This window comes from Bradyrhizobium sp. USDA 4506 (assembly GCF_054058795.1).
This window is the reverse complement of sequence record NZ_JBSSBM010000002.1, coordinates 75825-101545: the sequence shown is the minus strand read 5'-3', so window position 1 is coordinate 101545 and position 25721 is coordinate 75825. Positions and strand designations below refer to the sequence as shown.

20 protein-coding genes and 12 pseudogenes are annotated in these 25721 nt (G+C 59.2%); 11 read left to right on the top strand and 21 right to left on the bottom strand.

All coding sequences use genetic code 11. The features are described 5' to 3' along the window. Positions 1-494: 494 nt before the first annotated feature. Positions 495-1247 carry an enoyl-CoA hydratase/isomerase family protein gene (locus ACVIHF_RS03040; protein WP_456791564.1) on the bottom strand — a complete coding sequence of 251 codons (753 nt, stop codon included), beginning with the start codon at positions 1245-1247 and terminating at the stop codon, positions 495-497. Between the two features lie 458 nt (positions 1248-1705). Between ACVIHF_RS03040 and ACVIHF_RS03035 the strand changes: the two are divergent. Both ACVIHF_RS03035 and ACVIHF_RS03030 read left to right on the top strand, forming a co-directional pair. Beyond that, a pseudogene (locus ACVIHF_RS03035) lies at positions 1706-3141 on the top strand (IS701 family transposase). A 64-nt stretch (positions 3142-3205) separates the two neighbouring features. Continuing rightward, a pseudogene (locus ACVIHF_RS03030) lies at positions 3206-4208 on the top strand (IS110 family RNA-guided transposase). Positions 4209-4461: 253 nt separating this feature from the next. Here the strand turns inward: ACVIHF_RS03030 and ACVIHF_RS03025 are convergent. The 7 genes and pseudogenes from ACVIHF_RS03025 to ACVIHF_RS02995 all read right to left on the bottom strand — a co-directional run. Next, a pseudogene (locus ACVIHF_RS03025) lies at positions 4462-4690 on the bottom strand (IS66 family transposase); the annotation flags it as partial. A 509-nt stretch (positions 4691-5199) separates the two neighbouring features. Next, positions 5200-5742, bottom strand: a complete 543-nt coding sequence (locus ACVIHF_RS03020) for a DUF2889 domain-containing protein (protein ID WP_456791563.1) — start codon at positions 5740-5742, stop codon at positions 5200-5202. Positions 5743-5923: 181 nt separating this feature from the next. Next, positions 5924-7503: pseudogene (gene tnpC / locus ACVIHF_RS03015) on the bottom strand (IS66 family transposase). Positions 7504-7745: 242 nt separating this feature from the next. Continuing rightward, positions 7746-7913: an IS66 family insertion sequence element accessory protein TnpB gene (gene tnpB / locus ACVIHF_RS03010; protein WP_456791562.1), complete on the bottom strand. Its 168-nt coding sequence runs from the start codon at positions 7911-7913 to the stop codon at positions 7746-7748. Between the two features lie 168 nt (positions 7914-8081). Then, positions 8082-8240: pseudogene (locus tag ACVIHF_RS03005) on the bottom strand (transposase); the annotation flags it as partial. Positions 8241-8258: 18 nt separating this feature from the next. After that, positions 8259-8498: a hypothetical protein gene (locus tag ACVIHF_RS03000; protein WP_456791561.1), complete on the bottom strand. Its 240-nt coding sequence runs from the start codon at positions 8496-8498 to the stop codon at positions 8259-8261. Continuing rightward, positions 8495-8767, bottom strand: a pseudogene (locus ACVIHF_RS02995) (transposase domain-containing protein); the annotation flags it as partial. The gene ACVIHF_RS03000 and the pseudogene ACVIHF_RS02995, both read right to left, overlap by 4 nt. Before the next feature lie 407 nt (positions 8768-9174). Here ACVIHF_RS02995 and ACVIHF_RS02990 point away from each other — a divergent pair. Continuing rightward, on the top strand, positions 9175-9483 hold the full coding sequence (locus ACVIHF_RS02990; RefSeq protein WP_456791560.1) for a hypothetical protein: 309 nt from the start codon (positions 9175-9177) through the stop codon (positions 9481-9483). Positions 9484-9625: 142 nt separating this feature from the next. Here ACVIHF_RS02990 and ACVIHF_RS02985 read toward each other — a convergent pair whose 3' ends face one another. From ACVIHF_RS02985 to ACVIHF_RS02965, 5 genes and pseudogenes are all read right to left on the bottom strand, one after another. Beyond that, positions 9626-11080 (bottom strand): MmgE/PrpD family protein, encoded by a 1455-nt coding sequence (locus ACVIHF_RS02985; RefSeq protein WP_456791559.1) that lies wholly within the window; start codon positions 11078-11080, stop codon positions 9626-9628. Positions 11081-11429: 349 nt separating this feature from the next. Then, a complete protein-coding gene (tnpB, locus tag ACVIHF_RS02980; protein ID WP_456794058.1) occupies positions 11430-11588 on the bottom strand; it encodes an IS66 family insertion sequence element accessory protein TnpB in 159 nt (52 codons plus the stop codon). Next, positions 11570-11728 carry a hypothetical protein gene (locus tag ACVIHF_RS02975; protein ID WP_456791558.1) on the bottom strand — a complete coding sequence of 53 codons (159 nt, stop codon included), beginning with the start codon at positions 11726-11728 and terminating at the stop codon, positions 11570-11572. The genes tnpB (ACVIHF_RS02980) and ACVIHF_RS02975 overlap by 19 nt, the downstream gene beginning before the upstream one ends. Positions 11729-11942: 214 nt before the next feature. Beyond that, positions 11943-12077, bottom strand: coding sequence for a hypothetical protein (locus tag ACVIHF_RS02970; protein WP_456791557.1), 135 nt, complete (start codon positions 12075-12077; stop codon positions 11943-11945). A gap of 203 nt (positions 12078-12280) precedes the next feature. Further along, a pseudogene (locus tag ACVIHF_RS02965) lies at positions 12281-12987 on the bottom strand (IS66 family transposase); the annotation flags it as partial. A 170-nt stretch (positions 12988-13157) separates the two neighbouring features. On the opposite strand from ACVIHF_RS02965, the gene tnpA reads away from it, so the two are divergent. The 5 genes and pseudogenes from tnpA (at position 13158) to ACVIHF_RS02940 (ending at position 16994) form a co-directional block, all read left to right on the top strand. Continuing rightward, positions 13158-13580 carry an IS66-like element accessory protein TnpA gene (gene tnpA / locus ACVIHF_RS02960; RefSeq protein ID WP_456791538.1) on the top strand — a complete coding sequence of 141 codons (423 nt, stop codon included), beginning with the start codon at positions 13158-13160 and terminating at the stop codon, positions 13578-13580. Continuing rightward, positions 13574-13920, top strand: a pseudogene (gene tnpB, locus ACVIHF_RS02955) (IS66 family insertion sequence element accessory protein TnpB). Before tnpA ends, tnpB (ACVIHF_RS02955) begins: the two are co-directional and overlap by 7 nt. 51 nt (positions 13921-13971) lie before the next feature. Further along, positions 13972-15198 (top strand): annotated as a pseudogene (gene tnpC / locus ACVIHF_RS02950) (IS66 family transposase); the annotation flags it as partial. A gap of 166 nt (positions 15199-15364) precedes the next feature. Then, positions 15365-16491: pseudogene (gene istA, locus ACVIHF_RS02945) on the top strand (IS21 family transposase); the annotation flags it as partial. Positions 16492-16502: 11 nt separating this feature from the next. Next, the gene (locus ACVIHF_RS02940; protein ID WP_456794057.1) at positions 16503-16994 is read left to right on the top strand and encodes a plasmid pRiA4b ORF-3 family protein; all 492 of its coding nucleotides are present in this window, start codon (positions 16503-16505) and stop codon (positions 16992-16994) included. Between the two features lie 39 nt (positions 16995-17033). Here the strand turns inward: ACVIHF_RS02940 and tnpC (ACVIHF_RS02935) are convergent. The 4 genes and pseudogenes from tnpC (ACVIHF_RS02935) to ACVIHF_RS02920 form a co-directional block, all read right to left on the bottom strand. Further along, positions 17034-17748, bottom strand: a pseudogene (gene tnpC / locus ACVIHF_RS02935) (IS66 family transposase); the annotation flags it as partial. A 122-nt stretch (positions 17749-17870) separates the two neighbouring features. Then, positions 17871-18197, bottom strand: coding sequence for an IS66 family insertion sequence element accessory protein TnpB (gene tnpB / locus ACVIHF_RS02930; protein WP_456791556.1), 327 nt, complete (start codon positions 18195-18197; stop codon positions 17871-17873). A gap of 26 nt (positions 18198-18223) precedes the next feature. Beyond that, complete coding sequence (locus ACVIHF_RS02925) at positions 18224-18457, bottom strand: hypothetical protein (RefSeq protein WP_456791555.1); 234 nt, start codon at positions 18455-18457, stop codon at positions 18224-18226. After that, positions 18457-18675 carry a transposase gene (locus ACVIHF_RS02920; RefSeq protein WP_456791554.1) on the bottom strand — a complete coding sequence of 73 codons (219 nt, stop codon included), beginning with the start codon at positions 18673-18675 and terminating at the stop codon, positions 18457-18459. The genes ACVIHF_RS02925 and ACVIHF_RS02920 overlap by 1 nt, the downstream gene beginning before the upstream one ends. A gap of 82 nt (positions 18676-18757) precedes the next feature. Here ACVIHF_RS02920 and ACVIHF_RS02915 point away from each other — a divergent pair. Further along, a pseudogene (locus ACVIHF_RS02915) lies at positions 18758-18908 on the top strand (transposase domain-containing protein); the annotation flags it as partial. 457 nt (positions 18909-19365) lie between these two features. Here the strand turns inward: ACVIHF_RS02915 and ACVIHF_RS02910 are convergent. From ACVIHF_RS02910 to ACVIHF_RS02900, 3 genes are all read right to left on the bottom strand, one after another. Then, positions 19366-20379: an NAD(P)-binding domain-containing protein gene (locus ACVIHF_RS02910; RefSeq protein ID WP_456791553.1), complete on the bottom strand. Its 1014-nt coding sequence runs from the start codon at positions 20377-20379 to the stop codon at positions 19366-19368. Positions 20380-20546: 167 nt separating this feature from the next. Next, the gene (locus ACVIHF_RS02905) at positions 20547-21794 is read right to left on the bottom strand and encodes an aminotransferase-like domain-containing protein (RefSeq protein ID WP_456791552.1); all 1248 of its coding nucleotides are present in this window, start codon (positions 21792-21794) and stop codon (positions 20547-20549) included. Positions 21795-22478: 684 nt separating this feature from the next. Beyond that, entirely contained in the window at positions 22479-22967 is a 489-nt protein-coding gene (locus tag ACVIHF_RS02900) for a hypothetical protein (protein ID WP_456791551.1), read from the bottom strand. A 246-nt stretch (positions 22968-23213) separates the two neighbouring features. Here ACVIHF_RS02900 and ACVIHF_RS02895 point away from each other — a divergent pair, with 246 nt between their 5' ends. Further along, the gene (locus ACVIHF_RS02895) at positions 23214-23450 is read left to right on the top strand and encodes a hypothetical protein (RefSeq protein WP_456791550.1); all 237 of its coding nucleotides are present in this window, start codon (positions 23214-23216) and stop codon (positions 23448-23450) included. 59 nt (positions 23451-23509) lie between these two features. Continuing rightward, entirely contained in the window at positions 23510-23704 is a 195-nt protein-coding gene (locus ACVIHF_RS02890) for a gamma-glutamyltransferase (RefSeq protein ID WP_456791549.1), read from the top strand. Positions 23705-24153: 449 nt separating this feature from the next. On the opposite strand, the gene ACVIHF_RS02885 is transcribed toward ACVIHF_RS02890, so the two are convergent. Then, positions 24154-25713 carry an AMP-binding protein gene (locus ACVIHF_RS02885; RefSeq protein WP_456791548.1) on the bottom strand — a complete coding sequence of 520 codons (1560 nt, stop codon included), beginning with the start codon at positions 25711-25713 and terminating at the stop codon, positions 24154-24156. Between the last annotated feature and the right edge of the window lie 8 nt (positions 25714-25721).

Sequence of the window (25721 nt, the reverse complement as noted above, 5' to 3'; positions counted from 1 at the left end):
GGGACGGAATCAGAGTGTCGGCTCCTGTCTGTAGGAGCTCAAGCCCGGAATACGTTCACGTCTCAGGGGTTCCCACCTTTCAATAGGCCAATTTCGTAACCCGTAATAGGCGATGTGCTCGGTCGAGAAGGCGACATTGGCTTTTCGGCGAAAGCATCTCTCTTCGATGGAGGAGAAAAGCCACCATCGTGGCTCGCAAGAGGCACGAATCTGCGGTCATTGCGACATGAGCTTCCGCAATTCATTTGCTTCCGTAGGGTGAAGCAGCCGAAGACAGGCCGCCGCCGTTCAGTGTGCCAGCTTGGCCGATGTTGAGCACGCCAATCTTATCCTGCAAACCAACGTCACTTGCTTCCTGCATGGGGTCCGGTTGCAGTTCTTATGAGCAACTAATTGTGGTTGATCCCGATAGGCAGCCGCGGCGAGACCGCGGAATGCTCTGGCGAGGAACATTCGCTTGCCATGCGGCCTGTCCTTTGCGCGAATTACAGCCACTATCGTCGCAAAACTTTTGTAATATGGGCCTGTGCGGAGTTACTAAGGAATCCTGCTGCATGAATGTTCTTCGCGACGGGCGCCAGCTCCCTCAGCCCCGCAATGAAGGAACGATTCACCGACTCCTTCGTTCGCCGAAAGGTGACTTCCGGATAGGCTCCAAGAAGCGCAGCGCGCGAAATAGCCCTTTCGACGACATCCTTCGACTCAGCAATTTCATTAAAAAGTTTATGTTCCGCGCCCCATCCAACCGAAACCACGTCGCAACCAAAGACAATTTCCGACATCGCCGCGCGCCCTAGCGACTTCTCGAGCATGTAGGCGCCGATAGGGCAAGCCAGGCCGTGCTTGAGCTCCCAGCCCAGCGCCTTCGTCGTTGGCGTTCCCACACGCCAATCGCAGCAAAGTGCCATCTCGAGCCCGGCACCTATCGCGTATCCGTCAATCCCCGCGACGGTCGGTTTTGTTAGGCTTAGAATCGCAACGAAAAGCGCTATTATGCGATCTATGAACTCTTCAACGTCGGCCGCCGTTTTAAGTTCGCTTGCTTCGTTTAAATCGTCACCGGCGCAGAAAGACCGGTGCACTCCCCCAGTAAGAACTATGGCCTTCACGACCGGATCGTCCTGCGCCGATCCACAGGTCTCTACGATGCTCCGCTCAAGCTCCCGGTTGAGCGGATTGACAGTCTTCTCGCGATTGAATTCCGCCACCAGAACCCCCCCCCTCGTGTAAACACTTAAAGCTGCCATACGCATCTCCTTGGTTCGCAGGAAATCATTACTTCGACTTCGGAACGGATTTACGCAAGATCAAAATCGTTGTGTAACTCGCCCTCGTGGCGTCCTCTTGACGGCCGCAGCTGGCCGCTTGAAGTCTCCTCAATTATTCGTGCAAAGACAAGAGTAAATTCTCATAATGAGTGTGCATACATGACTTGCGATTCGCATAACATGTGCGCCCCCTATCACTAACTTCTCGATATTCTAGTACGGCGAGTATACACAGTATGCACGCCGCCTTTCGCCGAGGCCATTTGCTGAGATTGAGACGAGGTCGACAATTCGTCGAGAACGGTGAAAGAAGTAGTTCCGGGCTGCAGCGCAGTAATCTGGATCAGAACTAGTCTGACTGAGTCACAAAACCGCAGGCTTTAGACGGCCAGAATCAGCGATGGTTGACGCATCGACGATCAGCCGATGAGGCCGACATGAGCGGGCGTGGCACCAAGACCAGCGAGATGCGATTTGCGGCGTATTTGGAAGGGCTTGCCAGCGTCATCGGTCATGCGGATCGGAAGGCGCCACTGCGCGACTATCGCGTCGGCCTGATGGCCTGTGGCGGTCGCAAGAGCGTGGAGCCGATGGCGGCGGTGACGGCTCCGGAACGGACGGCCGCCCAGCATCAATCGCTGCTGCATTTCGTCGGCAGCGGCGCTTGGTCGGATGAGAAGGTGCTGGGCAAGGTACGCGAGATGGTCCTGCCGGCGATTGAACGTCAGGGCCCCATCGAAGCCTGGATCATCGACGACACCGGATTTCCCAAGCAGGGGCGACATTCGGTTGGAGTTGCACGGCAATATTGCGGGCAGCTCGGCAAGCAGGATAATTGCCAGGCGGCGGTGTCGCTGTCGATTGCCAACCACCACGCCAGCCTGCCTGTCGCTTACCACCTTTATCTTCCGAAGGAATGGACTGGGACCGCGATCGGCGGCGCAAGGTGGGCATTCCTGCCGAAGTCGGCTTCCAGACCAAGCCGGAGATCGCGCTGGAGCAGTTGCGGTGGGCCTGTGCGAGCGGCCTTCCAGGCGGTGTCGTGCTGATGGACGCTGGCTATGGCAACAACAGCGATCTGCGCACGGAGATCACGGCGTTGGGATTGACCTATGTGGCGGGTCTTCTGTCGAGCACAACGGTATGGGCGCCCGGCACCGGCCCCTTGCCGCCGAAGCCATGGTTTGGCCGTGGCCGTCCACCGAAACTGATGCGCCGCAACCGTCAGCATCAACCGGTAGCCGTCAAGGCGCTCGCGATCGGCCTGCCGGCCAAAGCTTGGCGCACCATCACGTGGCGCCAAGGAACGAACGAAAAGCTGACCTCTCGCTTTGCCCGCGTGCGGGTCCGTGCCGCGCATCGTGATTATTGGCAAACCACCCGGCGATTGGAGGAATGGTTGCTGATCGAATGGCCAAAAGGCGAGGACCAGCCTACCAAATACTGGCTCTCGACATTGCCGAAGGATGTGGCATTCCGGTCTCTCGTTGAGACAGCTAAATTGCGCTGGAGCATCGAACGCGATTATCAGGAACTCAAGCAGGAGGTCGGGCTCGGCCACTTCGAGGTACGCGGCTGGCGCCGCTTTCATCATCACGCAACGATGTGCATTGCGGCCTACGGATTCCTGATCTCCGAGCGGGAGACGATTCCCCCCTCAGGCGCTCGGCGCGCCCGGCGGATTCCGTTCACTCACGTTCCCGCAGATTACAGACCCCGCGGATCTGCCACTGCGGACCCAGCGTCACATTCCAAATTCCATCGCGACGATGCGACGGCGGCTCGAACAAGGGCTCGTCCGAACGCTGTTGAGATGTCCTTGTTGTGCGATCAAGTTCGCCCACTCCACAGACGACCGTTTGTGACGCAGTAAGACTAGCAGGCTGTTGAAGAACTTAGAAGCGGTCGCGGCGATCGCCTTAAAGGAGATGCCATCCATGAACGAAGTAGCGACGGTCGGTTCCGATTTGGTAAAGCGTGTTTTTCAGGTTCATGGGGCGGATGCAAAAAGGCGCCCTGTTCTCCAGAAGAAACTGCGCCGTGAGGAGATTCTGAGCTTTTTCGCCAAGTTGCCGCCTTGTGTTGTCGGCATGGAAGCATGTGCATCGTCGCATTACTGGGCACGCGAGATTCGCGCGCTTGGCCATGGCACCAAGATGATTCCGGCTTCGTACGTGAAGCCCTATGTCGCGCGGCAAAAGAATGACTCCGCGGACGCCGCAGCGATCTGCGAAGCGCTGACGCGATCCGGCGGTTCGCTCCGCTCCTGTGAAGTCATTGACGCAACAGGCGGCGTGGGTGGCATATCGCACGCATGAACTCCTTTCGCGGCAGCCTGTTTCGCTGATCAACGCAATTCGGAGCCATATGGCGGAGTTCGGTGTAATCGCCGCTTCAGGCCCTCAGCACGTCGGCTCTCTCATCAAGAGGATATCCGATCCGGCGACACTGATCCCCGATGCGGCACGAGCACCATTAGGTATCCTGGCTGACCAGCTCGTCGCCCTAACTGCTCAGATCAATGCTCTCGAAGCTCAAATGCGAAGGCATTGCCGTGCGGGACCCGAGTCTGCCAAGTTGCTCAACATTCTAGGTGTCGGCCCGATCACCGTCAGCGCGACATTAGCTGGAGTGCTGGATATCCGCGGTTTCCGATCAGGCCGCGACTTCGCGGCATGGCTTGGCCTTGTGGCACGTCAGAACTCGAGCGGTGGCAAAGAACGGTTTGGCCGCATCACGAAGATGGGCGATCGCACTATCCGCCGGCTCCTCGTCATTGGCACTATGTCCACGATACGCTGGTCGCGGGGTAAGCAGAACTTCGCTCAAAGTTGGCTGGGGCGCATTATCGCTCGCAAGCCGATCAAACTCGCTGCAGTCGCCCTGGCCAACAAAATGGCGAGGATCATTTGGGCAGTGATGACGCGAGAGGAGACCTAGCGCACGGCATAAGTATCGGCCGGCCCGACCAGCCGGGTCCTGGCGGTCGTGGTGCATCGGCGCCGAATGGGAAGATGAGGCGACAGGATAGACGAGATCGGGATACCCAGTAAACCTGTAGGCGCCCTAAGCGCGTCAGTTTGTTATGGACCCGATCCGCAGATCTCATCTAGGCCGTCGGCCAAATGTGCCGCCTCTTACGTAGGCCGGCTCAAACAAAACCCTTGCACCGCGGGAGCCATCCATACATGCAGGTTTCGATCAGGGTATAGACAGCGGCGGCACGATTGCCGCCAGCATCTGAACAGGCGAAAGTCCAATTCGTACGCTCGTTTGCCACCGTTGTTCGAGAGGCAAATGCGGCCATCGTCCAGGAAGTGGGTGAACGCCGCCCAGCAGTTGAGCAGGTGGTTGATCGCCTTTGCAGTATCGTTGCCTGATGAGAGCAAGGTTCGCTGCTGGCGCATCCGGATTTCGAGATCGGCAGCAGCGTTGCATGTTTATCGGCAAAGCATCGGCGCTCAGTCCAATGCTTAGGAAGGTCGAGCAATGGGCCTGCACGCCCGATCGCCGGCACTGCTATCGAGGCAAGACCCGTTTGGTGCGAAGTCTGCCCCCTCGTGCCATGTACGTCACCTCGCGTTGGGCTCGCGCGAATCACTGGGGCTAAGCCAGAATAGGGCAACGGACGGCGGTACAGTATCTGCTCCGCGAATTCTGGCGTTGCTTCCGCAGAACCTAGTAAATCCCTCCGATCACGGAGCCAAGGCAGAAAGCTTGACTGCAAACAGCATTGGCTCCTTCAATCCCAGAGCAATATCTGCTCGATAATCCACATAGAAAAACACTCCTTTGGAACCGTACGCGCTCCTCCCCACACGGCAACGCGAGCAAGACGTGCATCCCTGCGATCTACCTAGATCCACTTCTAAATATCTCCTTGATCGATTTGGGGTTCGATAACCACGCTGGATGCGCGGGTGCATATAATTTACCCGGCTGGTAAGTCAGGCCATAATCGCCTTACGACTTCGCCGTTCCGCCTGTAGGCGCAGCAACTATCGATTAAGCCAGGACGAGGGTGTTCATCGAATGCTCCTCCATCCTCCAAGACCTGCAAGATGGTCTGGAACATTACCGACCCGACAGGACCCAAGAGTTCGGCCAGGTGAATACAGCCCTGAGTTCGGCCGACGAGCTCTTTGGCCCTCCTTTTCCAACCCGGCCCGATCGTTAGACCGACGAGCCGATTGAATGCACTTACTGCTCCTGCGCACGTTGGATACGGATTCTTGTCACTTGCAACCTCGAGTGAATGAATCCTAAAGCTGGTATCAACGGTCAGCCGCATCGACATATCGTGCACAGGTTCGCCCGGAGGCACTTCTCCACGCCATGGATTGGTATACGCGTTGGCTTTCGAGTCGATCAGGCGAGCCTCAATATCCCACAGTTGATCGCGGCGGCGATAGCCAACCACTTCTATGGCCCGGCGATGCAAGAGTTCTCGTTCAACAGGAGCGGGAAGCGGCATGATTCCTCTTTCACGTACATGCAGTAATAGCACATACATTTATATCCTGCATCGGCCATGCCCGCAACGTAAATTCTTATAATAGGTGTTCTACAAAAAATGAGAGCGGACCGCGCCCCACTGCTGCGCGTGACTGATTGCGACTGCCCCTGCGTATTTCGTAAGCGGCAAGCTAAGGCCGTCAGGCAGCGTGGTTCCACGGGATAAGCTCGTCGATTTGGCTGCTCGGCCAGCCGTTGGCGATACGTTGGAGCGTGAGGGCAAGCCAGGCGAGCGGATCGACGTTGTTCATCATCGTCGTCTGCAGCAGCGTTGCGATGGTCACCCAGGTTCGTCCGCCGCCGTCGCTGCCAGCGAAGAGGCTATTCTTTCTCGTGATTGTTAGTGGCCTGATGGCGCGTTCGACGACGTTGGAGTCGAGCTCGATGCGACCATCGGTCAGGAAGCGTTCGAAGAGGCACGGCGCGAGACGGCATAGCGGATCGCTTCAGCGAGTTTTGATTTGCCGGAGATCCGCCGCATGGTCTGCTGCCAGAGATCGAAGAGATCTGCGACGATCGCCGCGGAGGCTTGCTGGCGCGCGGCGACGCGAGCGTCGGGGCTTTGAGCGCGCACGGTTTTCTCGACCTGCCAGAGCTTCGCCATCCGTTCGACCGCCGCCGTTGCCACTTCCGAGCTCCCCGCAACATGCAGCTCGTAGAACTTGCGTCTGCAGTGTGACCAGCGGCCAGCCAATGTGATGCCATCATTGCCGCGATCGGATCGCGCGAGATTGTTACAGGAGGCATAGCCATCCACCTGCAGGATGCCTGCGATAACCATTGAGATGCCAGACCGCGTATTCGCCGGCGCGGCTGTCTTCGAAGCGATAAGCCACCATTGGCGGACCGTTGCGGCTAAAGGTTCGGCCATCTTGGGCATAAGCCCATAAGTAGGCCGTCTTTGTCGATCCGGAGCCGGGAGCGAGGAGCGAGCGTCGGCAAGGTGGTTTCGTCGGCAAAGACCCGTTCGGCCTTCTTGACCTCGCTGAAGACGTAGTCGGCCATGATCTCGAGCTCGAAGCGCCGAGCTTGCCCATCCATATTGCGCCATCAGCTGGCGGTCGAGCTCGACTTATCGCGGGCGTAGATAGCCTCCTGCCGGTAGAGCGGCAGGCCATCGGCATATTTGGCGACGGCGATCTGGGCCAGAAGCGCCGTCGGAATGCCTCCTTCGATGAGGTGGGCCGGGGCCGGCGGGATGACGCCGCCCGCGTTCTTGAAGGCATACCTGGGACGGCGCGTGACGATCACACGGAACTTCGCCGGCACCGCATTCCAGACGCTCCGATACATCCTCGCCGATCAGCACCTTCTGCTTGCCGGCATGCTCAGCCAGCTCTTGCGGCTCAATGACAGTTTCGATCCATTCCAGATGGGGCGCAAAGCCCTTGCGCCGACGCGGTGCACGCTTGCCATGCGCCTGCGCACGGCCCTTGCTGACCTGGGCCCTGATCGCAGCGATGCCGGTCTCGATCTCCTCGAAGGACAAAGGCCTGCTGTTCATCGTCGCCGTTCGCCGAGCCGAGCTTTTCCGATCGTCGGCCGAACCGGGCACGGTCGAAGGCCTTCAGGAGTTCGATGCCCGCATCGGCGTCGCGGGCCTTGAGATCGGCGACTTCGCACGCCAGAGCATCGGCGCGGGCCGCTTTCCCGGCCATGGCAGAACCATGGCCTTCAGCGTCTCTACGTCATTCGGGAGGCTGAGATCGGGCAGCGCCATTGACCCGACCAGAGCACATTTTGCCCCGGTTCTCCTGCCCTTCAGCTCACTGATTCACTTCGCCGCAGTGCTTTACCCAACAATCTCCGGCGGCTTGACCGCCGCGGTCCGGACCCGCTTCCAGCATCCCATCGACCGGGGCCATCAACTGCGCAGCATTCAGCTGCACCCGATGATGTCCGATCCGCGGCCAGCAGAGCCTTCTCAAGCCGTTTTAAATAGAGGCACACGCCGGAGCCATCCTACCATACGATCTTTATTCGGTCGGCCCTTTTCGCCCGGAACACGTAAAGCGCACCGTCGAACGGATCTGAGCCCGCATCGCGCACCAGCGCAACAAGCCCATCGATACCCTTGCGGAAGTCGACTGGATGGCTGGCCAGGAACACCTCCGCGCCGGACGGGATCATGCCGAACGGACGCCCGGATCACCCGCTGCAGCTGCGCCTTCGTCGACGTCCACCGGCGCGCACGATCACCTCGCCAATGGCAATTTCGATCACAGCGCCTGACACAGACGCCACCTCACCCCCGCAACTCGAGTGCCGCTCGCGATAATGTCGTTCCGCCCGAGCATCACGGCGCCAGGCAAACAGCTGCGACGGGTGAATGCCAATCCGGCGGGCGATCGCCGAGACGCTCGCGCCAGGTTCCAGCGCCTCTGTCACGACTTGGGCCTTAAACTCGTCCGACCAGCGTCGGCGAAGCTGCCGCGGCGCTCCCTCAAGAGTATCCATTCGGCGTAGGCCGCAGGATCACCGCTTCAACAGTCCGGGGTTTTCCTTGTAGAACTTGATAAGTTCTATCAGGTTCTCGATTCCGAAGTCGGTGAACGCCTGGACGCCGTCTTCTCCGACGCCATAGACCCAGATCACGCCATCCTCGATCTCCATTTCGATGGCGATGTCCCACAGCCAATCTTCGTCTTCGCCGAGGTCCTTGGCGACCTGGGTGATGGTGGTGACGTGATGGACCTTGTTGACGTGAGTGGTCATGCCGCTCGAGCGGAGATCGCTGACGCCGGCGTCCAATTCCAGGGCAGGAGTTCGTCCAGCCGATGAACTGGGTGGGAGGCGATGCGGGCAAGAATGTCCGTGAGCCAGGCCTGCGGATCGACGCCATTCATTTTGGCCGTGATGATCAGGCTATACATGGAAGCCGCGCGCCGTCCGCCGCGATCAGAGCCGCAGAACAACCAGGATTTTCGTCCAAGAGCGATGCCTCGCAAGCCTCTTTCGGCGGCATTGTTGGAGAGGCAAATCCGTTGCGACGTGCCGTTACCGACACCAATCGTGGCCCGCTGTAGCTCTCGGAAATGATCCGTTGCTTCTCCTCCAAAGTCCAACGGCGCCGTGCGCCCGTCGAGACGACTTCAAGTCGGGAAATCTTCGGCATAGGCATATGGTCAGTCATACACCTATGTCTTCATCCTCCATCAAACCGAGCAAGGCGGTCCTCGCCGGAGCGATACCCTCAAGACGGTCGGCGACCGCTTCGATCATATGGAAGGTTCTAGTTCCAGAACCAGGCGCAGACATAGAAGCTCACATCGGCTCACAAACTCAGCAGCCGATAGCCGGTTGCTCACCCCCTGCGCCAGACGGGGTCTCTTTGCTTACCGTATTTCATTCGGATGGAATTAAACAGATTATCGCGATGTTGAAGGAGAGCATGATCCCGGGCAAGACAGCAGGCCCCGCCCGCAAGCATGAGATCTTCGACGACGATCTACAATTGGAGGGCAAATGCGGCGGCACCGATATTTCTCAGGCGAAGCGGCTGAGGGCTTTGGGGCAGGAGAACGCGAAGCTAGTGAGCTTCTGGCCGAGCAGCCGCATCGAACATCTGATCTTCGCATCTGATGCTATTCATTGCCGCCCCGCAAATACGAGCGCAATGAACTTACGAAGTATACAATTCGCAATCAATTCGGCTAACGGTAATTTCTTCGCACAAGATCCGAAGCAAGCAACCCACTGACACGTTCGTTGGCGCGATCGTCGATTTCACAACAATCGCAACCGATTTACAAAGCGGGACGATGCAAATATCGTCCACGGTCTAACGTTCGCCCATCGGTTTCGGAGCACTGGGCTTTGAACGCGGACAATGCGAGCGCCCATTACTTTGAACGGTTCGGATCCAGGTCACGAAGCATCGACGCAATCGGTTCAACGTCTGGCTGCACCTCGACATTCATGACGGCTTCGATTAACTCATTTGCGCGCGCTGTCGATAGTCTGGTCGCTATACGAAACTTTTCAACTACGTGCTTGTCACTGTATGCTGTCTCTGTCGTCCACGGATCGCCCAAAGCGAACTCGGTCTCAGCTTCAAATCGCGTACCATCGCGCATCACAATCATTGCTCGTGCGGGCATGTTGCGTATCTGGCCGCGCACGATGTGATTTGTAAATGCATCTGCGGGTTCCCAGTGCTCAACGGATACTTTTTCTCGCAACTCTCTGACGATTGGATCGTTGTCCCGCTCCTCCTCTAACCATGCTAGACCGACGGGAATGTGAAGCAGCGCCATCGCCACAGCGTGTGGGATGCTGAACTGCCGCGAAGAGAACGTACGCGGCTTAGGATTGATGAAGCGCGGAGTACACAGCAACAAGTTTGTGCCGATGACTATGCGTTTGATCTGCTGAGCGCCGATGTTTGCCTTTGCAGCGGCCTTGATGAGCGCGGTGAGCGGCTGGTGCGTCCAGCGGCAGGTTGGCCATGGCTTGTAAGTAACGTCATTGAGCATCCAACGCGAACCAAACCCGCCGAGAAGCGCGTCTAGGTCGACACGGTCCGTGCCACATACCCTGATCAGGCTGCGTTCGCCGTCCAAGATGGCAGGAAGACCCGTCGCATCCAGCCCAGCTGACCGCGCCGCGAATACGCCGGCAAGCGCTGCCCAACCCGCATCCCCGTATTTGCAGTCCGGCAGATCTGGCAACTCGGCCCACTTATTCGCCACCGGCGCCGGTGTATTTGAACCAGCGATGCCAAGTGTTTGACGAGCCAAGCTTTCGCTCTGAGATTCCAGCTGGATTGCCGACCCTGCTGCTGCGAAAACCATTGACGAAGAGAAACTGTAAACGACGGGAAGGCCGGCTGGCCGACCGTCCTTGACGATCACGGGCGGTCCGCTTGCACTTGCGACACGCCCGCCCAACTCATAGCCCGCAATCACCGCCTGCAGAAATTGCGAGCCGGTCGCCTTACGTTCCTCCGCTAACGCGAGTGCAGCGGCGACGGCGGCCACGCCGAAGTGATGGCCAACAGGGAAGGTCTCGTCCAAGTCCATACAATTTGCGAGACGGCCATTGGCATATAGGGCGCCCGCAAGGCTCGTGCGACGCTTGCGTCCGACGATGGACGCAACTTTGCCGTCTCCCATAAAATCGGCCAACCCGAGGGCGATTGGCGCTATACGTGTCTGCGTGGCTGCGATCATGCAACCGATCGAATCGAGCAGAAGACGGCGAGCGTCAGCTTTCACATTGGCTGGTACGTCAGCCATCCTTAGGGTTGAGGCAAATCGAGCAAGAGCGCCAGTTAGATCGGTATGGGTATCTCGCATCGAAAAATCCCCAGTGCAGTTAATAGAACACAGGCAGATGCCGCGACAAGCACTCGCTGTCGTCCTATCATCATCTTCAACTAAAGTATCGACTGTGTGCGTGAGCACGGGCAACTTTATCGTATCTCATAGTAAGATACGACTAGCTGCACGAACCGAGCACTTCGATGGCGTCGAGTAGGCGTTCCGCCGTCGCAATGCGACCAATTGCAACAACTATGCCGACGCTATACTCGCCGTTACGCCCGCTATACGGCATACAAACGTGGTGCATCAGCCCATCACGATGGGTGTTTTGAACCTAAAGATTTCGTTGTTGTCAGAAACCGGACATCAGGAACATCGCTTATTAGACAGCTTCAGGACGTATAACCGGTTCAGGCGCGACCGTCCGCCGCCAATCGATGCCTTCGACGAGCAAGGCCAGCTGGGCTGGCGTCAGCTGAAGCCGACCCGCCACGATCGGCGGCCAGACGAACTTTCCTTGCTCTAGGCGCTTGGCGAACAGGCACAGAGATTTCCCTTCAAGTCGGACTCGAACTGCTCAATCGTCACTCCGTCGACTGCGCCACCATTGGATCGCACCTGCTGATACGCTTCGTACACCTTTCTTTTGTCGATGTTGAACGGCTTGCTTGGCTGGTTCACCGCCGTCCTCCTGTTGCCAGTTGCAACGATGGCCAGCCCACCTGATCCGATCCCTTCGCTCCAGCCCCATTACGAGCCTTCGTCACTTGCAGGGATCGGTCCGCCCCAGTGCTCCGCATCGGTACTCTTGCCTCGCGGTTTTCTCCGCTTGTGCTTCTCCCTTTGCATCGGAGCGACTGGTTCCTACAGTTCCGCGACAGCGCCTGCATCCGATTCACGCCCCCTCAACGCCGGTCGCCGCCCGCCCAATCATCAGGCTTCCAGCGGACTGATCCCAGAGGGACGACACACCTCTGGTTTTGACGACGATTTCCATGTTGCGACGCTTCATCGGCCGGTTCATTTTCATTCGTCTCTCGGATGCTTATCCGCTCGGGTATTTCCCGATCGTTAGCTTCAACGCTCACGACCGCGCCTCTTAAGCGAAGCCGCTTGAAGTGATTTGGGACCTGCTCCTGAAAGCCGATTCCCGAGGGGCCTTCCCTTATCGCTGTCACAGCTTGTGCTCACAGATTATCAGATCATCTCGATCATCCTTTCTGTGTGCTTCTGCAGCACACTGTCGTCGCCATGAAGGCGCTCGGCTACGAGTACATGACGCTCTATCAGCTGGAAGAGCGGCATGACGGCGAAGGTTCCGTGGCCGACCTGGTCAGCGAGCGTCGACAACGGCAGGTCGATCCCCTCGGCCTTGAAGCGCGCACTCTGGCGGTTGAGCGGGATATGCATGCCGAACTTGTCGAACAGGATCGTCGCCAGCAATTGTGGGCCGATGAAGCCGCGCGGCGTGGCGTGGAACGGCGCGGGCGGCTGGCTGATCTTCTCGCAATCGCGGCAGGTGAACTTCTCGCGTACCGTCTCGATCGGCTTGAAGCGGCGCGGGATCTCCTCCAGCGTCTTGGTCACATCCTCACCGATCTTCGCCAGCCGCGATCCACCGCAGCAGGCACAGGTCGTTGGAGCCTCAATGACGATGCGCTCGCGTTCGATGTCGTCCGGCCAGGGCCTGCGTACCGGCCGCGTGCGCGTGAAGGCGCGCACGCTCTGGGTTGTCGCCGCGGCGGCCTGCGCGGCAAGCTCACCCTCGCTCGCCGTGGTGGCGAGTTCTTCAAGCTCCAATTCCAATTGTTCGATCAGCCGCGCCGTGCGCTCGGAGCGCTGCCCGTACAGTTCGCGCGCTTGAGTTTCTCGATCTGCAACTCAAGATGCGCGATCAGCGCCGCGTTATCCGACAGCTCCGCCCGCGCGCTGGCAGCCATCGCCTCGGCTCGCAGCCGGGCCTCGAGGCCACCCCAGGGCCTGTCGTCGGCGGCATAGGCCCAGAGCTGGCCGGTCTTGGTGGTAAGCGTGGCGTCGAGGCCCTTTGGATTGTTTGTGCGGAGTCTTAAGAGCACCGCTAGAAGAGTCATCTTCTGGAAGGGGACTCACAATGGACGACCATTCTGACGACATAAGACGACCGTTGTCACCGCGTATCGAAGTGTACGCAGGCGCAGGTCGAAAGCGCTGGCCAGATGATTTGAAGGCGCAGATTGCTGCGGAAAGCCTCGAGCCCGGAGCGATTGTCACAGATGTCGCCCGTCGCCATGGGTGCCGGCCCCAGCAGGTGCACGACTGGCGGCGCCGGGCGCGTTTGGGCCAGTTGGTGCTGCCGGCTTCGGCGGACACGCTGTCGTTCGTGCCGGTGGTGTCGGAATCGGCGCTACCGGCGGCCTCAGAGCCCACCGGGTCGCCGGAAGCAGCCGTGGTGACGGTCGAGTTCCAGGGGGCACGCGTGGAGGTGCGCGGGGCGCCTGGCCTTGCCGTGTTGAGTGATGTGTTCATTGCGCTCCGACGGACACGTTCATGCTGACGGCGCCCGCGAGCCTCATGATCTATGTTGCGACCCAACCTGTTGACTTCAGGAAGGGTGCGGAGGGCTTGGCGCTGTTGGCGAAAGAGACGCTGGGCCATGACCCGTTGAAGGGCGTGGCGGTGGTGTTCCGTGCGAAGCGCGCCGATCGGTTGTCGTCTGGGATGGCAGCGGCCTTGTGATGTATTGGAAGCGGCTCGATGGCAGCGGCTTCAAATGGCCTCCCATCGTGGCCGGCGTGATGCGGATGAATGCCGCCCAGCTGTCCGCGCTTCTGGCCGGCATGGATTGGACGCGCATGCACGCGCCTCGAATCCCGCAGCCGAAAGCGCTTGCGTAAAGATACAAATCTTCGCTGCATCGGGGCGCGAAGCATGGCAGTCTTGGGCCAATGAGTGATTTGCCTGATGAGCTGCCGAGCGATCCGGCCGAGTTGCGTATCTTTGCCGCAGCTCTGCTGGATCGCTGCGCCAGGCTCGAGCGGTTGCTCAAGCTTGCAAAAGATGCGCAGTTCGGTCGGTCCTCGGAAAAGCTGGACGCTAATCAGCTGCAGCTTGTTCTGGAGGACATCGAAGAGGCCGTCGGAGCCCTCGAAGCAGCCGAGGATCGCGCCAATCCTAGAACCTGCGAGAAGAGGACGGCCGAGCGCAGAGCCAACCGTGTCAGGCTCCCGGAGCATTTGCCGCGCATCGTCGAGATCCTGATGCCCGCTGAAACTTGTTGCCCGTGCTGCAAAGGCAATCTCGTTGAGATTGGTCACGATGAGAGCCAGAGGCTCGACGTCGTTCCGGTGCAATACCGAGTGATTGCGACCCGCCGGCCCAAGCTGGCCTGCCGCGCCTGTCATGGCGTCGTCCTCCAGCACGCTGCGCCCGAGCGATTGATCAAGGGGGGACTGCCCACCGAGCGTCTCGTTGCGCACGTAATTGACGCCAAGTATCATTGGCATTTGCCGCTCTATCGTCAGGCGCAGATGCTGGCGACGCACGGAATAGCGCTGGACCGTTCCACGCTCGCCTTCTGGGTCGGCTATGCCGCCCAGGAATTGAAGCCCTTGTGGCATCGTCTGCGCGAGCTTCTGCTCACCTCCTCGAAGCTCTTTGTCGATGAGACCCCGGCGCCGGTGCTGGATCCGGGGCGCGGCAGAACCAAAACTGGCTACTTCTGGGCGCTCTCGCGCGATAAGAGGCCGTGGGCCGGGCCTGATCCGCCTGGGGTGGTCTATGCCTATGCACGGGGCCGCGGCGCCGTTCATGGCTTGAGACTGCTCGAAGGCTATCGCGGCATCATCCACTGCGACGGCTGTGAGGCCTACAAGACCATGACCCGGACGACGCGTGCGGACGCGCTGTCCGGCACGCTCGCCTTTTGCTGGTCGCATCTGTGGCGCCAGTTTGTGAAGATCGATCGCGAGGCTTCGCCGGCGCCGGCTCCCGTTGCCCGCGAGGCCCTCGAGCGCATCGCCCAGCTCTATGCCGTCGAGAAAGCCCTCCGCGGCCGATCGGATGCCGAGCGCCGTGCTGGCAGGCAGGCGCATGCCCGACCTCTGGCTACAGCCTTGAAGCAGTGGTTTGAGGCCAAGCTTGATTACCTTGCACAGAAGAGCGACACGGCGAAGGTGCGTGTTTCGGCAATTTCCGGACACCGATTTCGGTAATTCGCGGACAGCGATTTCAGTAATTCCGGGACAGGGATTCCGCTAAATCGCGGACAGTTGCGGGAGGTTGGTTTTCGGAAGCGCCGTTCAGGAAATGTTCTCTCTCAAGCTGAGTTTGAGAGGGGCAATGCCGAGACGGAAGCAAGCGAAACGAACCACTGTGAAGGACCTACGATCGATCCTGAGGCTGACGTACGAGCAGGACCTGTCGGTTCGGGAGATCTCGGAACGGCTGCAGATCAGCAAGAGCTCGGTTGCCACCTACCTGTTGCGGGCACGCGAGGCGGGCTTAAGCTGGCCGCTGCCGCCGATTTACGCGAGCGAGGCGGCGTTGCAGCGGGCTCTGTTCCGGCGGGTCGGGCGGCCTCCGCAGGACTTGAGCGAGCCCGAGTGGCCGCGGGTGGCGCAGGAGCTCAAGCGCAAGGGCGTGACGCTGACGCTGCTTTGGCAGGAATACCGGACGGCGCATCCCGACGGCTATGGTTACACGTGGTTCTGCGAGAAGTTTGACGCCTGTCGGCGCCGGGCGAACCCGACCTTCCGTCATCGCCACGCGGCGGGTGCAGTGATGCAGACCGACTATGCCGGTCCGACGGTGGAGGTGATCGATCCGCAAACCGGCGAGATCCGTCAGGCGCAGATATTTGTCGCGGTGCTCGGGGCCTCGTCGCTGACCTTCGCTATGGGGAGCTTCGGTCAGCGACTACCAGATTGGATCGAAGGCCAGACCCGGGCCTTGTCGTACTTCGGCGGAGTTCCCAAGGCGATCGTCTGCGACAATCTGAAGGCCGGGGTCGTCAGGGCGTTGTGGTTCGAACCGACGCTCAACCAAACCTTTGCGGCCATGGCCGAGCACTACGACACGACGATTTTGCCGACCCGCAGCCGCAAGCCGCGCGACAAGGCAAGGTTGAAGGCGCGGTGCTGATTGTCGAGCGCTGGATTCTGGCACGGCTGCGCCATCGGCGGTCCTTCAACCTGACCGATCTCAATACTGCGATCGGCGGTTTGCTGGAGGAGCTGAACCATCGGCCGATGCGCCATATCGGCAAATCCCGCCGGCAGCTGTTCGAGGAGATCGAGCGCGCTGCGTTGACGCCGCTGCCGAGCGAACAGTTCGAATACGCCGAATGGAAAACGGCGAAGGTGCATCCCGATTATCACGTCGAAGTCGACAAGACCTTTTACTCGGTGCCGCACCGGCTGATCGGCCGTCGGGTGGACATCCGGCTCATCGACAAGCTCGCACGGGTCCAGTTGCTCATCTGACGCTTCAGGCGGCGTTTGGCTGGACGAGTAGCCATCTCTTCGAGTTCCTAGCTGGCGAAGGACGTTGGGGTATCCCTGATCCCGATGGAGATTTTGGCCCTCAGCCCATCGATGCTCGCAAGACGCGGCTCTCCAATATCGTTCAGGAGACCGGCGCGAAGACGATCCATTATCTCTACGACTTCGGCGACAGCTGGGATCACGTGATCAAGCTCGAAAAGTGGTTCGACAACACGACAACGGAGGGACTGCCCCTCTTGCTCGAGGCCACCGGCCGTTGTCCTCCGGAAGATGTCGGCGGTGCGTCAGGCTATGCCGAATACCTCGACGCCATCAGCGACCCCACCCATCCGGAGCACGAACAAATGCGCCTCTGGGGTCCGGAGCAGTTCGATCCCAACGTCGTCGACCGGAGCGCGCTCGAAGCCGCCGTCAACGCATTGTCGGAAATATGGAAGCCGCGCCGGCGCACCACGCGCTCAAAATAGACGTCAAGCGCCAATCAAATGGGCCTCAGAGCTACGCTTACTCTTGGTGCGCCCTCGACCGGGATCGAGCACCGGCACCGTCGTCTCGTCGGCGAACAGCTTGGACCTCGCGCGAAGCACTGTGAGAAGGCGCTCATGTAGCGGGCGCAGATGGAAGGCAGCATGCCCAACCCAGTCCGCCAGTGTTGATCGATCGAGAGCGATGCCCTGGCGGGCATAGATCTGGGCCTGCCGGTAGAGCGGCAGATGATCGGCATATTTGGACACCAGAACCTGGGCGACGGTTGCCTCCGTCGGCAGTCCGCCCTCGATCAGCCGGGCCGGAGCCTCGGCCTGCAGGACGCCATCTTCGCAGGCGCGGCAGGCGTATTTGGGACGCCGGGTTACGAGGATCCGGAACTGCGTCGGGACCAGGTCCAGCCGTTCGCTCCTATCCTCGCCGATCTGGTGCAGGTCGCCCTTGCAGCAGGGGCAGGTCTTGTCGTCGAGGTCGACCACGACCTCGATCCGCGGCAGATGCGCCGGCAGTGCTCCGCGGTTGTTGCGGCGCTTGCGCGCCCCGTTCCGCCCGGCCTTCCGGAGCGGTCGCGTCTTGGCTGGCTTCCGTACAGGCCGCAACCTGTTGGACGTCCTCGAGGCCCAGCAGCATCCGCTCCTCGGGAAGCGACTCCGCCTTCCGGCCAAAGCGATGACGCTGCAATTCCTTGATGATCTGGCGCAGCCGCTCGCTCTCGTGCCGCTCGGCCAGCAGCATCGCCTTCAGCGTCTCGGGATCATCAGGAAGGTTATCGCTCACAGGCAAATCAGAGCATATTCGCGCCCGCCTGACGACCTGCCCGATGCTCCTGATTCACTTCGCCGCAGCGCGGCCCACAATTATCCGGCTTGCATCGGGACGATCGTCTCCCGTGCCGCATGAACACGCCGCCAATCAAGCCCTTCGAGCAGCGCCGACAATTCCGCCGCCGACAAACGTATCACGCCATCCTCGATCTTCGGCCACCGGAAGGCGCCTTCCTCGAGCCGCTTGGCGAACAGGCACAAACCCGTACCATCCCAGAAGATCAGCTTGATCCGGTCCGCGCGCTTGGCACGGAACACATAGACCGCACCCGAGAACGGATCGGCCTCCATGTGCTCGCGTACCAACATCGCAAGCCCCTCCATTCCCTTGCGGAAGTCGACGGGCTTGGTTGTCACCATCACCCGGACAGTTCCGGACGGGCCGATCACCGGCTTGCGTTCAGCGCATGGACGATGGCCGCAATCATCGTCACGTCCGCGCCTCGGCCGACCCGGATAGTGACGCCTTCGGCTTCGATCTCGATGCCCCCGGCATCGCAACGGCGAGCCCCGACATCCGGCTTGGCCTTGCATCGCGCTGTCTTGCGCTCATCGCCAACAGCCACGGCCGATACCACGGCGTCTACCACTGCCGGTACAAACGGCGGATCGGCAGCCATCAGCGTCGGCACCGGCGTGCTTGCCGGCGCCAGGTGAACACTTGTTGTGGGGTCAGTCCGTGTCGCCGGGCAATCTCGGAAACGACCGCGCCTGGTACCAGCGTCTCCTCGACGATCCGGGCCTTGTCATCCTTGGAGAACCAACGACGGCGTCCCGTGTCCGTGATCACTTCCAGCCGGTGCGCCGTCACGTCCGACTTAAGCGTATGGTCAAGCATAGACACAAGCCGATCCCTTCAAAGAGATCGTGAAACTCACCTATCCCATGTGCCACGAGAAGGTGGAGCGGAACGACGCTTACGCCTCAACGACGTCGATCCCAAGGCCTGGCTCGCCGAGGTCCTCGCCCGGATCGCCGATCTTCCCGCGTCGCGCCTGCACGAACTGCATGCCCTGGGAATGGAAGCTCCTGCGCCAGGCCGATAAGCCCGCCGGTCAGCAGGCCGCCTGACCATCACCCAACCGATCATAGAGCTCACTGTGCCCGCGCGATGCGTCAATCAGGCGGTCTTCGTCGTATGCGTACGGCTTTCCTCGGTCAGATAACCAAATATCTGCTGAAACGCGCGCCAAGAACAGTAAGGGGCGGAATGCGTCGGACTTTTCACACGGTCTGCTAGACTTAAGGCCACACGCTTCGCGAATTACCACCCGTCACGCAAGACGGCCTCCGTCGGCCCCGTCGGATGCGTACGTCATAGCGGGTCGCGGTGTCCCTTGAGGCGGCAGAACATCCTCTCGATCACATTTCGGCCCTTGTAAGCGGCTTTGTCGTAGCGGCGAGGATGCTTGCGCGTCGGGTTTGGGTGGGATGACGGCCTTGATCCGTCGCCCGGCGAGAACCCAAATTCGCCAAACTTGTTCCACTGACCGGACCGCACAATCGAAGGAATCGCGCTCGAACGCTGCTATTCCCGAGATGAATCGAGGTGAAGACCGAGTCCTCTGCTCCGTGCATTTGCCACGGCACGTGCCCCCAGCGCGACATCAAGGGCGCCAAGCCCCACCAGAACGAGGTGGATTTTTTTGGGGGCGGCAGGAAGCTGAAGTTGACCAGATATCAATCTTCCGACCTCGCCCTCGATTCGGTTCCAGCCGGCCCCGCCCTCACGGAAATCGCCGCGCCGCATCCTCACCCCGTCAACATCATCGGCCACAATCCATGACTGAGAAATGAGTTCACGGTCAACCTCTCGGTGTGAACCAACTGAGCAAACAATCGCACTGTCCTTAAGCCAACGCGCACGCACGATATCGGTATCCCTCGAAACACCGGTTGCAGTGAATACAACATCGGCGTCCCGCACCGCGCGGCGAACGTCCGAATCAGCGCAGAGCGTGACGTCCCGACGAAGACACTCAGTTGCGGATTCACAGGCGTGATGTGCACTCGTCGCATTCAGCGATGACACCGTGACACGATTGACCAGCTGAGTTGCAACCAAGAATTTGACTAACGCTCGACCGACGGCACCAGCCCCAATCACAGCCGCGCTGGAAATTGGATGTCTGCCACAAGCCGCTACGGCGGCGACCGCCATGGCAGCGGTTCGTTGTGAGGTCAGCCAGTTGCCATCTATGATGCCTTGAAGCACCCCTGTTACTGCGTCGGAAACAAGAATCGATGCCTGTACCCGGTCCAAGCCCCGCGATGCGTTATTCGGGGATACGACAAACCACTTTGTTCCTGCAACAGAGCATGAGAGCACGCACGCAGAAACGTTGCCCATATGGAGGTGGTCGCAATCGATATGGACTCCGAAACCCGATTTTACACTCTTGATGAGATTGGGATCACTCGATTGGCGCAACGTCCGGCTTACGATGTCATAGATCTCCTCATCAGTCAGGCACCTTTGGACGGCCGCCGAGTTAAGATAGAGCGGCGTCACTGGTGCGATGACGCTTCTATTGGCTTCCATGGCTCCCTACCCTTGACATTGGACACAATGCTGCACATCGTCTGTTGATGTCAGTCCGTTAGTGCTCTCGTGCGAAGGTCGGTGACTTCCGCATTCACAAACCGCGCAATGTTAAGCGACGACACCGCTCGCTCAGTGTCGCCTCTTGGTTCATTCATCAGGCGCGATCAATAGGTTTCCAAATTCTTGCCTTGCTTAGCCATTGCTCGTGCCGTGTTTGCGTCCAATCCTCCGCGGAGCTCGCTGTAAGCCGAGGCTAAGCGTTTCACGCCCTCCTCAATCTGATCGGGCGTTACAGCGGAATAGCAAAGCCTCAGATAGTTCGTCTTCGGCTCGACCGCGAAGTAAATCGTTCCGGGGATGACGCGCACACCATGCGTTGCGCCCAGACCGGCGAGCGCATCTGCGCTGATATTCTGTGGAAGCTCTGCCCAAAGATAATACCCACCTTCGGGCTTCCTAATTTTGATATCAGGGAGGTAGCGCACAAAGGCGGCCAACATTGCATCGCGATGCCGCCTGAGGGTCGTCGTGATTTCTTGAATATGGTGAGCGATCTGTCCGTTCTTGTGCATTTCCAGCACAATACGCTGGGCCAAGGGAGATGTGCCACCATCCGACTTCTGCGCAACCATGCGGCTGACGATGTCCTCATCCGCGATGACCCAGCCGATGCGTAAGCCCGGCGCAAGAATCTTGGACACTGTGCCAAGGCCAATAACATAACCTTCCTTGTCGTAGGACTTGATCGGCGGTACGCTAATCCCCTCAAATCGCACCTTACGATAGGGATCATCTTCGATGATGACAAAGTTGAAGCGCCTAGCAAGCTCGACGAGCTTCTTACGTCGTGATGCGGACGTCGTAATACCGGTTGGATTATGGAAGTCGGGTACGTCAAACAACAGCTTCGGAAGAGGCTTGCCAGAAGATGCAATCGCGACGAGCTTCTCTTCAAGTTCAGCCGTGTCGATGCCCTCATCATCTTGACGGACGGCAAGCCAGTTCACCTGGAAGGTGCGGAGAATGTGAAGCGCGGTCATATAGCTGGGGCTCGTGACGATCACTACATCGCCAGGCTCGACAAAGACTCGACAGGCCAGATCAATGCCATGCTTCGCTCCATTGACGATAAGCACATTCTCGCGCTTACAACTTACGCCATCTTGAGCAACGCAGCCGACGACGAAGTCTCGCATCTCGTCGAGGCCAAAGCCACCTGAGTACTGCATCGTCTCCGCACGATACTTACTCGCAGCTATTGCGGCCTCCTTGGAGGCGTCGGGCAAGCAGTCAGGGAAGGCGAAACCGCCTGATAACTCAATCATGCCCGGCGAAAAATATTGTATTGTATGGGCCTTTGCATCTGCGCGTGCAGCATATCTTCTCATAGCAACCTCATTATGTTTGATCATTTCAATGCATTGCGAGCGACCACCTCCGATCACGAGCGATAGCGACGAACACAGGACGACTTTGACGGCCGAACGATTGCTTCGCACTTCTTCCTTGTCATGTGAAGGCCCCAATGAGGACTTGCGTCGCTAGCTCCAAGCTCTCCTGATACCAAGCCCGATATTGATAGTCCGCCCACCTGAAGACAGCCCGTCGTGCGTCGAGTTGGTCCACCAGCCCCCATCCTTCTCAATTCCTCGCGGGAGCCACCTAGCTTAGCAACAGATGGGCGCCGACGAAGTGTAATCCTTTCGGTCGAGATTTACTCGCACATGCAGCGGACCGTTCGCACCCCACAATCTTTGCAACAACTGTTCATCCATTTACGTCTTGGGTCGAGGGTCCTCCGCTTTAGTGAACTCTGCGTGCCATTCCCCTTCGTGAATCCCATACTTCACTACGCACAGCTCCCCTCATTGCGCCATTGCTACGCAACTCATTGAGTTAGCTTTCGAATGCATCACGGAAACGCACGTCCTCTTTATGCCCCCCCTAAATAGCAATTGCTCCTCGAGGATCTCTTTGAGTCCTCCCCGCTCATTGGAGATACTGAATGCCTCATTTGAAATGCGTCCGCTCGACCGCATCGGACTTGATTTCCTTCGTTTTCGCGTACACTTCCTGAGTTGATCCCGCCACGACCGCTAAGTTGATCTCGGGCTGCGAGCAATTTGCGAGACGCTCGTCACCTGCTTCGGATTTTCCGGAAGGACATACAGCGGTCGCTGTTTGATGAAAAAGGACGCCGAACTTGCCCACCGCCTTGCAGGCTCGTCGGTATTCGAAGCGACATCCACAAGGTCAACTTGGTGGCCTCGCAGCGCAGGGGCCTGTGCGTTCCACGCCATCAGCACTGGTGCCAGCGGTGGCAGACCAAGACGTTTGAGCACAAGATCAACAAAATAGCTGCTCGCCTGGCCCTCCGGCGACACGCCCACTACGGGGGCTGCCAAGCCGCGCACCACCTTAACTGAGCCAGATTTCTTTATTGAGGAAAGAAGCGCGCCCTCGGTTTGCGCAAGCACTGGGAATGAGGAGCCCGCGGCTGTTACCAGCATCACCAGCAGCGTGACGTTCTTGGCGGCGGAACGCAGATCGATCTCCTTCCGCCTTGGACGCGATTGCTCTGTCACGAACCCTCCCCTTAGGTCGCTATTGTTAAGCTCCGGACTCTCGTGAGCGTCGCCGCACGATACGATCACTGGCGTCAATTTCACCGCAAGCTTTGGAGATGAGCGAAGCGCACTGATAGTGCTCGCCCCCCCCCCCCCCCCACAAGTACTCGGTCGCTCATTAGATGCCGGATTTGTTACCTCGATGCATTGTGAGCAAAGGTTTCCGCAGAGGCCAATACCAACTTCGCACTGATCAAGACCGGATTGGAATTGAAGCGTACAAAGCTTGCCAATGGAGATTGGAAAGTGCTCGGCGTGCGGCGGCGCAATCTGCGCGGAATGATGTTTCTTAGCGGTGCAACGGTCACGGGCGCCCGCGCTTTTGAGCGGCCGCGGCAGCGCGTTCGACGTGGCGGCAACAACGGCTGCAGCATTGAACCTCGTCAAGCGGTGTCGGGTCTGGCCGGTCAGGGATCGATCATCTGCTACGTCTCCAGGTAAACGTCGCATGCGTTCGCTCAACCTTATGCAGTCGTATCCCGTGCGAGTTCCCTCTCGATGTGCTAAGCAACTCGAGCAGATCCTGCGTCGGCCCACCGGCAGTCGCTGCGCCGGGCAGTCTCGCCGGCTTATGCGGATTAGCGAACGACTACGGCACCCGCAAGCTGCCCCAGCCGGCGATCAAGCTGGCGCGCGACGGCTTTCCGCTCGTCGAGTTCAACGTCGAGGAGATCGCCCGGATCGGGTCGGAGTAGCACGGCTAAGCTCTATCCAGAATGGAGCTCGCATCTATCTCGAAGGGAACAGCGGTGACACGCTCCGATTCGGCGCCTTGCTCAAGTAGCAAGTAGCGGGAGTTCGCGAGCATAATTCGAGGCGATTGCCGAATAAGGCCCGTCCCTCGTTCTACGGCGGCTGGCTCGGCGAGCACCCGGTCAACCGCCTGGAGAGCTATAGGCGACGTGCCCTACCGGCAAGGTTAGTTGGCATACGTATCGGCACTTCGGGCAAGGCGGCGAAGAGCTCCCGCTGGCCGGCGCCCATTTTCATTGCAGTGGAATTTAGGCTCTTCGTCGAATGCAGATCCGTTGCTATTGATAGCCCGCACGCCAAGCTCTTTTGCTTGCGAATCGTGGGCATCAGCCCCCATCTCGGAAACGGGCTCTTCAGGAGTACACTTTGGCTCAGTGTCGTCGCGTTGGCCCTATCCGGTTCGCGCCGGCTTGTACCCCGCTTGCTCGGCATCCCATGCGCTCTGGAGATCGACCGCGATTTCGCCTTTCTTGATGCGTTGCGTCGGCCCACGTGGAAATTCGTCGACAAAGTGAACGTATCTTGGCACCTGATAGTACGCAAGACGCTCGGCGCAGAACTTGGCGATCTCGAGGGGGTTTGGCTCAAAGCCCTCACGCTGTTTGATGACTGCGAGGATGTCCTGGTCGCCTAGCGGTGAGTCTACCCCTAACACGGCAGATTCTTCGACTCCAGGCGCTGTGTTGAGCACACGCTCGACTTCCCACGCAGATACATTTTCGCCGCGGCGCCGCAGCGCATCTTTTTTTCGGCCCTTGAAGAAGTAATTGCCGTCTCGGTCAATCATCGCCGTATCGCCGGTGTAGACGCAGCCGTCGGCGCGCAGCACTTGCGCTGTTTTCTCCGGCTCGCCGAAGTAGCTGTTCATCGTAACGCCCGCGATCTTCGGTCTCAGAACAATTTCTCCGACCATTCCCGGACCGATACGTTTGCCTTCGTCGTCGATCAGCCAACTGTCGAACTCCTCTACAGGAGTGCCGACAGAACCAACGACTCCGCGCAAATTCATGTGGGTGAAATTCTGCCCCTCGGTCAGTCCGTATCCTTCGCGCACGTTGAGCTCGAAACGCTCTTCGAGTTTACGCCAGCTCTCCGCCGGGCAACCTCCTCCCCACGCGATGGAAATCTTGTTGTTTCGTTCGCTTTCGACCGGAGGTCGCGACAACATAATGTTCACCAAACCGCCTAAATAGTGTAGCTTAGTTGCACCGGCTTCGGCGAGCTGATCCCAAAGCTGTGATGCGCTGAAGCGCTCCACCATGTGGATACTTAAGCCCTTATGTAGCGCCATCATTACAGTCATCCACGCAGCGATATGATAAAAAGGTTCCCATAAGAAAAAGATGTCGTCGCGGTGAGCCTCGGAAAGGATGGCGGTATTTTTTGCTCCCACCCAATACCAGGCCTCGGACAGGACTCCTCCCTTTGGAGCTCCAGTCGTACCTGACGTATAGCTGATCGCAACGGCATCATCGAGGGATCTCGGCGCCGCGGTTCGCAAAGCGCAGCTCGTGCGCAGAAGCACATTCAGGTCGAGCTCCCCCTTACCCTGGGTGCCATCCTCAAGCCATACCAGTAGGGGCCTATGAGGTACGAGGGATAGGGCCTGCCGTACAGAGGCCGCGTACGCGCGGTTGACAATCAATACACGTGGCCTGCAGCTGTTCAGTTGTAACTCTAACCCTGCTGCCTTCAGGTGGATACTGAAAGGAACAGCTATCGCACCTATCCAAGACGCGGCTAAAAACAGCTGAATATGCTCAACCGAGGAGATCAACATGAAGCCGACGCGGTCGCCGGGTTTCACTCCGGCACTCGTGAGCGCGCCGGCCATCTCTTGGACACCGTCGAGAAGTTGCTTGAATGTGCTTCGTTGTCCTCGAAACGAACAGAAGACGCGCGAGCCACAATCTTCCGCGCGCGCATGAAGCAGCTCAGAAATTGTCTGCATGGGATGCG

What these genes read in the sequence shown, in the direction of transcription:
- ACVIHF_RS03040 (WP_456791564.1), bottom strand. Translation starts at nt 1,247, where the DNA reads ATGGCAGCTTTAAGTGTTTACACGAGGGGGGGGGTTCTGGTGGCGGAA.
- ACVIHF_RS03020 (WP_456791563.1), bottom strand. Translation starts at nt 5,742, where the DNA reads ATGCCGCTTCCCGCTCCTGTTGAACGAGAACTCTTGCATCGCCGGGCC.
- tnpB (WP_456791562.1), bottom strand. Translation starts at nt 7,913, where the DNA reads ATGATCCCGTCCGGCGCGGAGGTGTTCCTGGCCAGCCATCCAGTCGAC.
- ACVIHF_RS03000 (WP_456791561.1), bottom strand. Translation starts at nt 8,498, where the DNA reads ATGACCACTCACGTCAACAAGGTCCATCACGTCACCACCATCACCCAG.
- ACVIHF_RS02990 (WP_456791560.1), top strand. Translation starts at nt 9,175, where the DNA reads ATGATCCCGGGCAAGACAGCAGGCCCCGCCCGCAAGCATGAGATCTTC.
- ACVIHF_RS02985 (WP_456791559.1), bottom strand. Translation starts at nt 11,080, where the DNA reads ATGCGAGATACCCATACCGATCTAACTGGCGCTCTTGCTCGATTTGCC.
- ACVIHF_RS02970 (WP_456791557.1), bottom strand. Translation starts at nt 12,077, where the DNA reads ATGAAAATGAACCGGCCGATGAAGCGTCGCAACATGGAAATCGTCGTC.
- tnpA (WP_456791538.1), top strand. Translation starts at nt 13,158, where the DNA reads ATGGACGACCATTCTGACGACATAAGACGACCGTTGTCACCGCGTATC.
- tnpB (WP_456791556.1), bottom strand. Translation starts at nt 18,197, where the DNA reads ATGGTGACAACCAAGCCCGTCGACTTCCGCAAGGGAATGGAGGGGCTT.
- ACVIHF_RS02925 (WP_456791555.1), bottom strand. Translation starts at nt 18,457, where the DNA reads ATGGCTGCCGATCCGCCGTTTGTACCGGCAGTGGTAGACGCCGTGGTA.
- ACVIHF_RS02920 (WP_456791554.1), bottom strand. Translation starts at nt 18,675, where the DNA reads ATGCTTGACCATACGCTTAAGTCGGACGTGACGGCGCACCGGCTGGAA.
- ACVIHF_RS02910 (WP_456791553.1), bottom strand. Translation starts at nt 20,379, where the DNA reads ATGGAAGCCAATAGAAGCGTCATCGCACCAGTGACGCCGCTCTATCTT.
- ACVIHF_RS02905 (WP_456791552.1), bottom strand. Translation starts at nt 21,794, where the DNA reads ATGATCAAACATAATGAGGTTGCTATGAGAAGATATGCTGCACGCGCA.
- ACVIHF_RS02885 (WP_456791548.1), bottom strand. Translation starts at nt 25,713, where the DNA reads ATGCAGACAATTTCTGAGCTGCTTCATGCGCGCGCGGAAGATTGTGGC.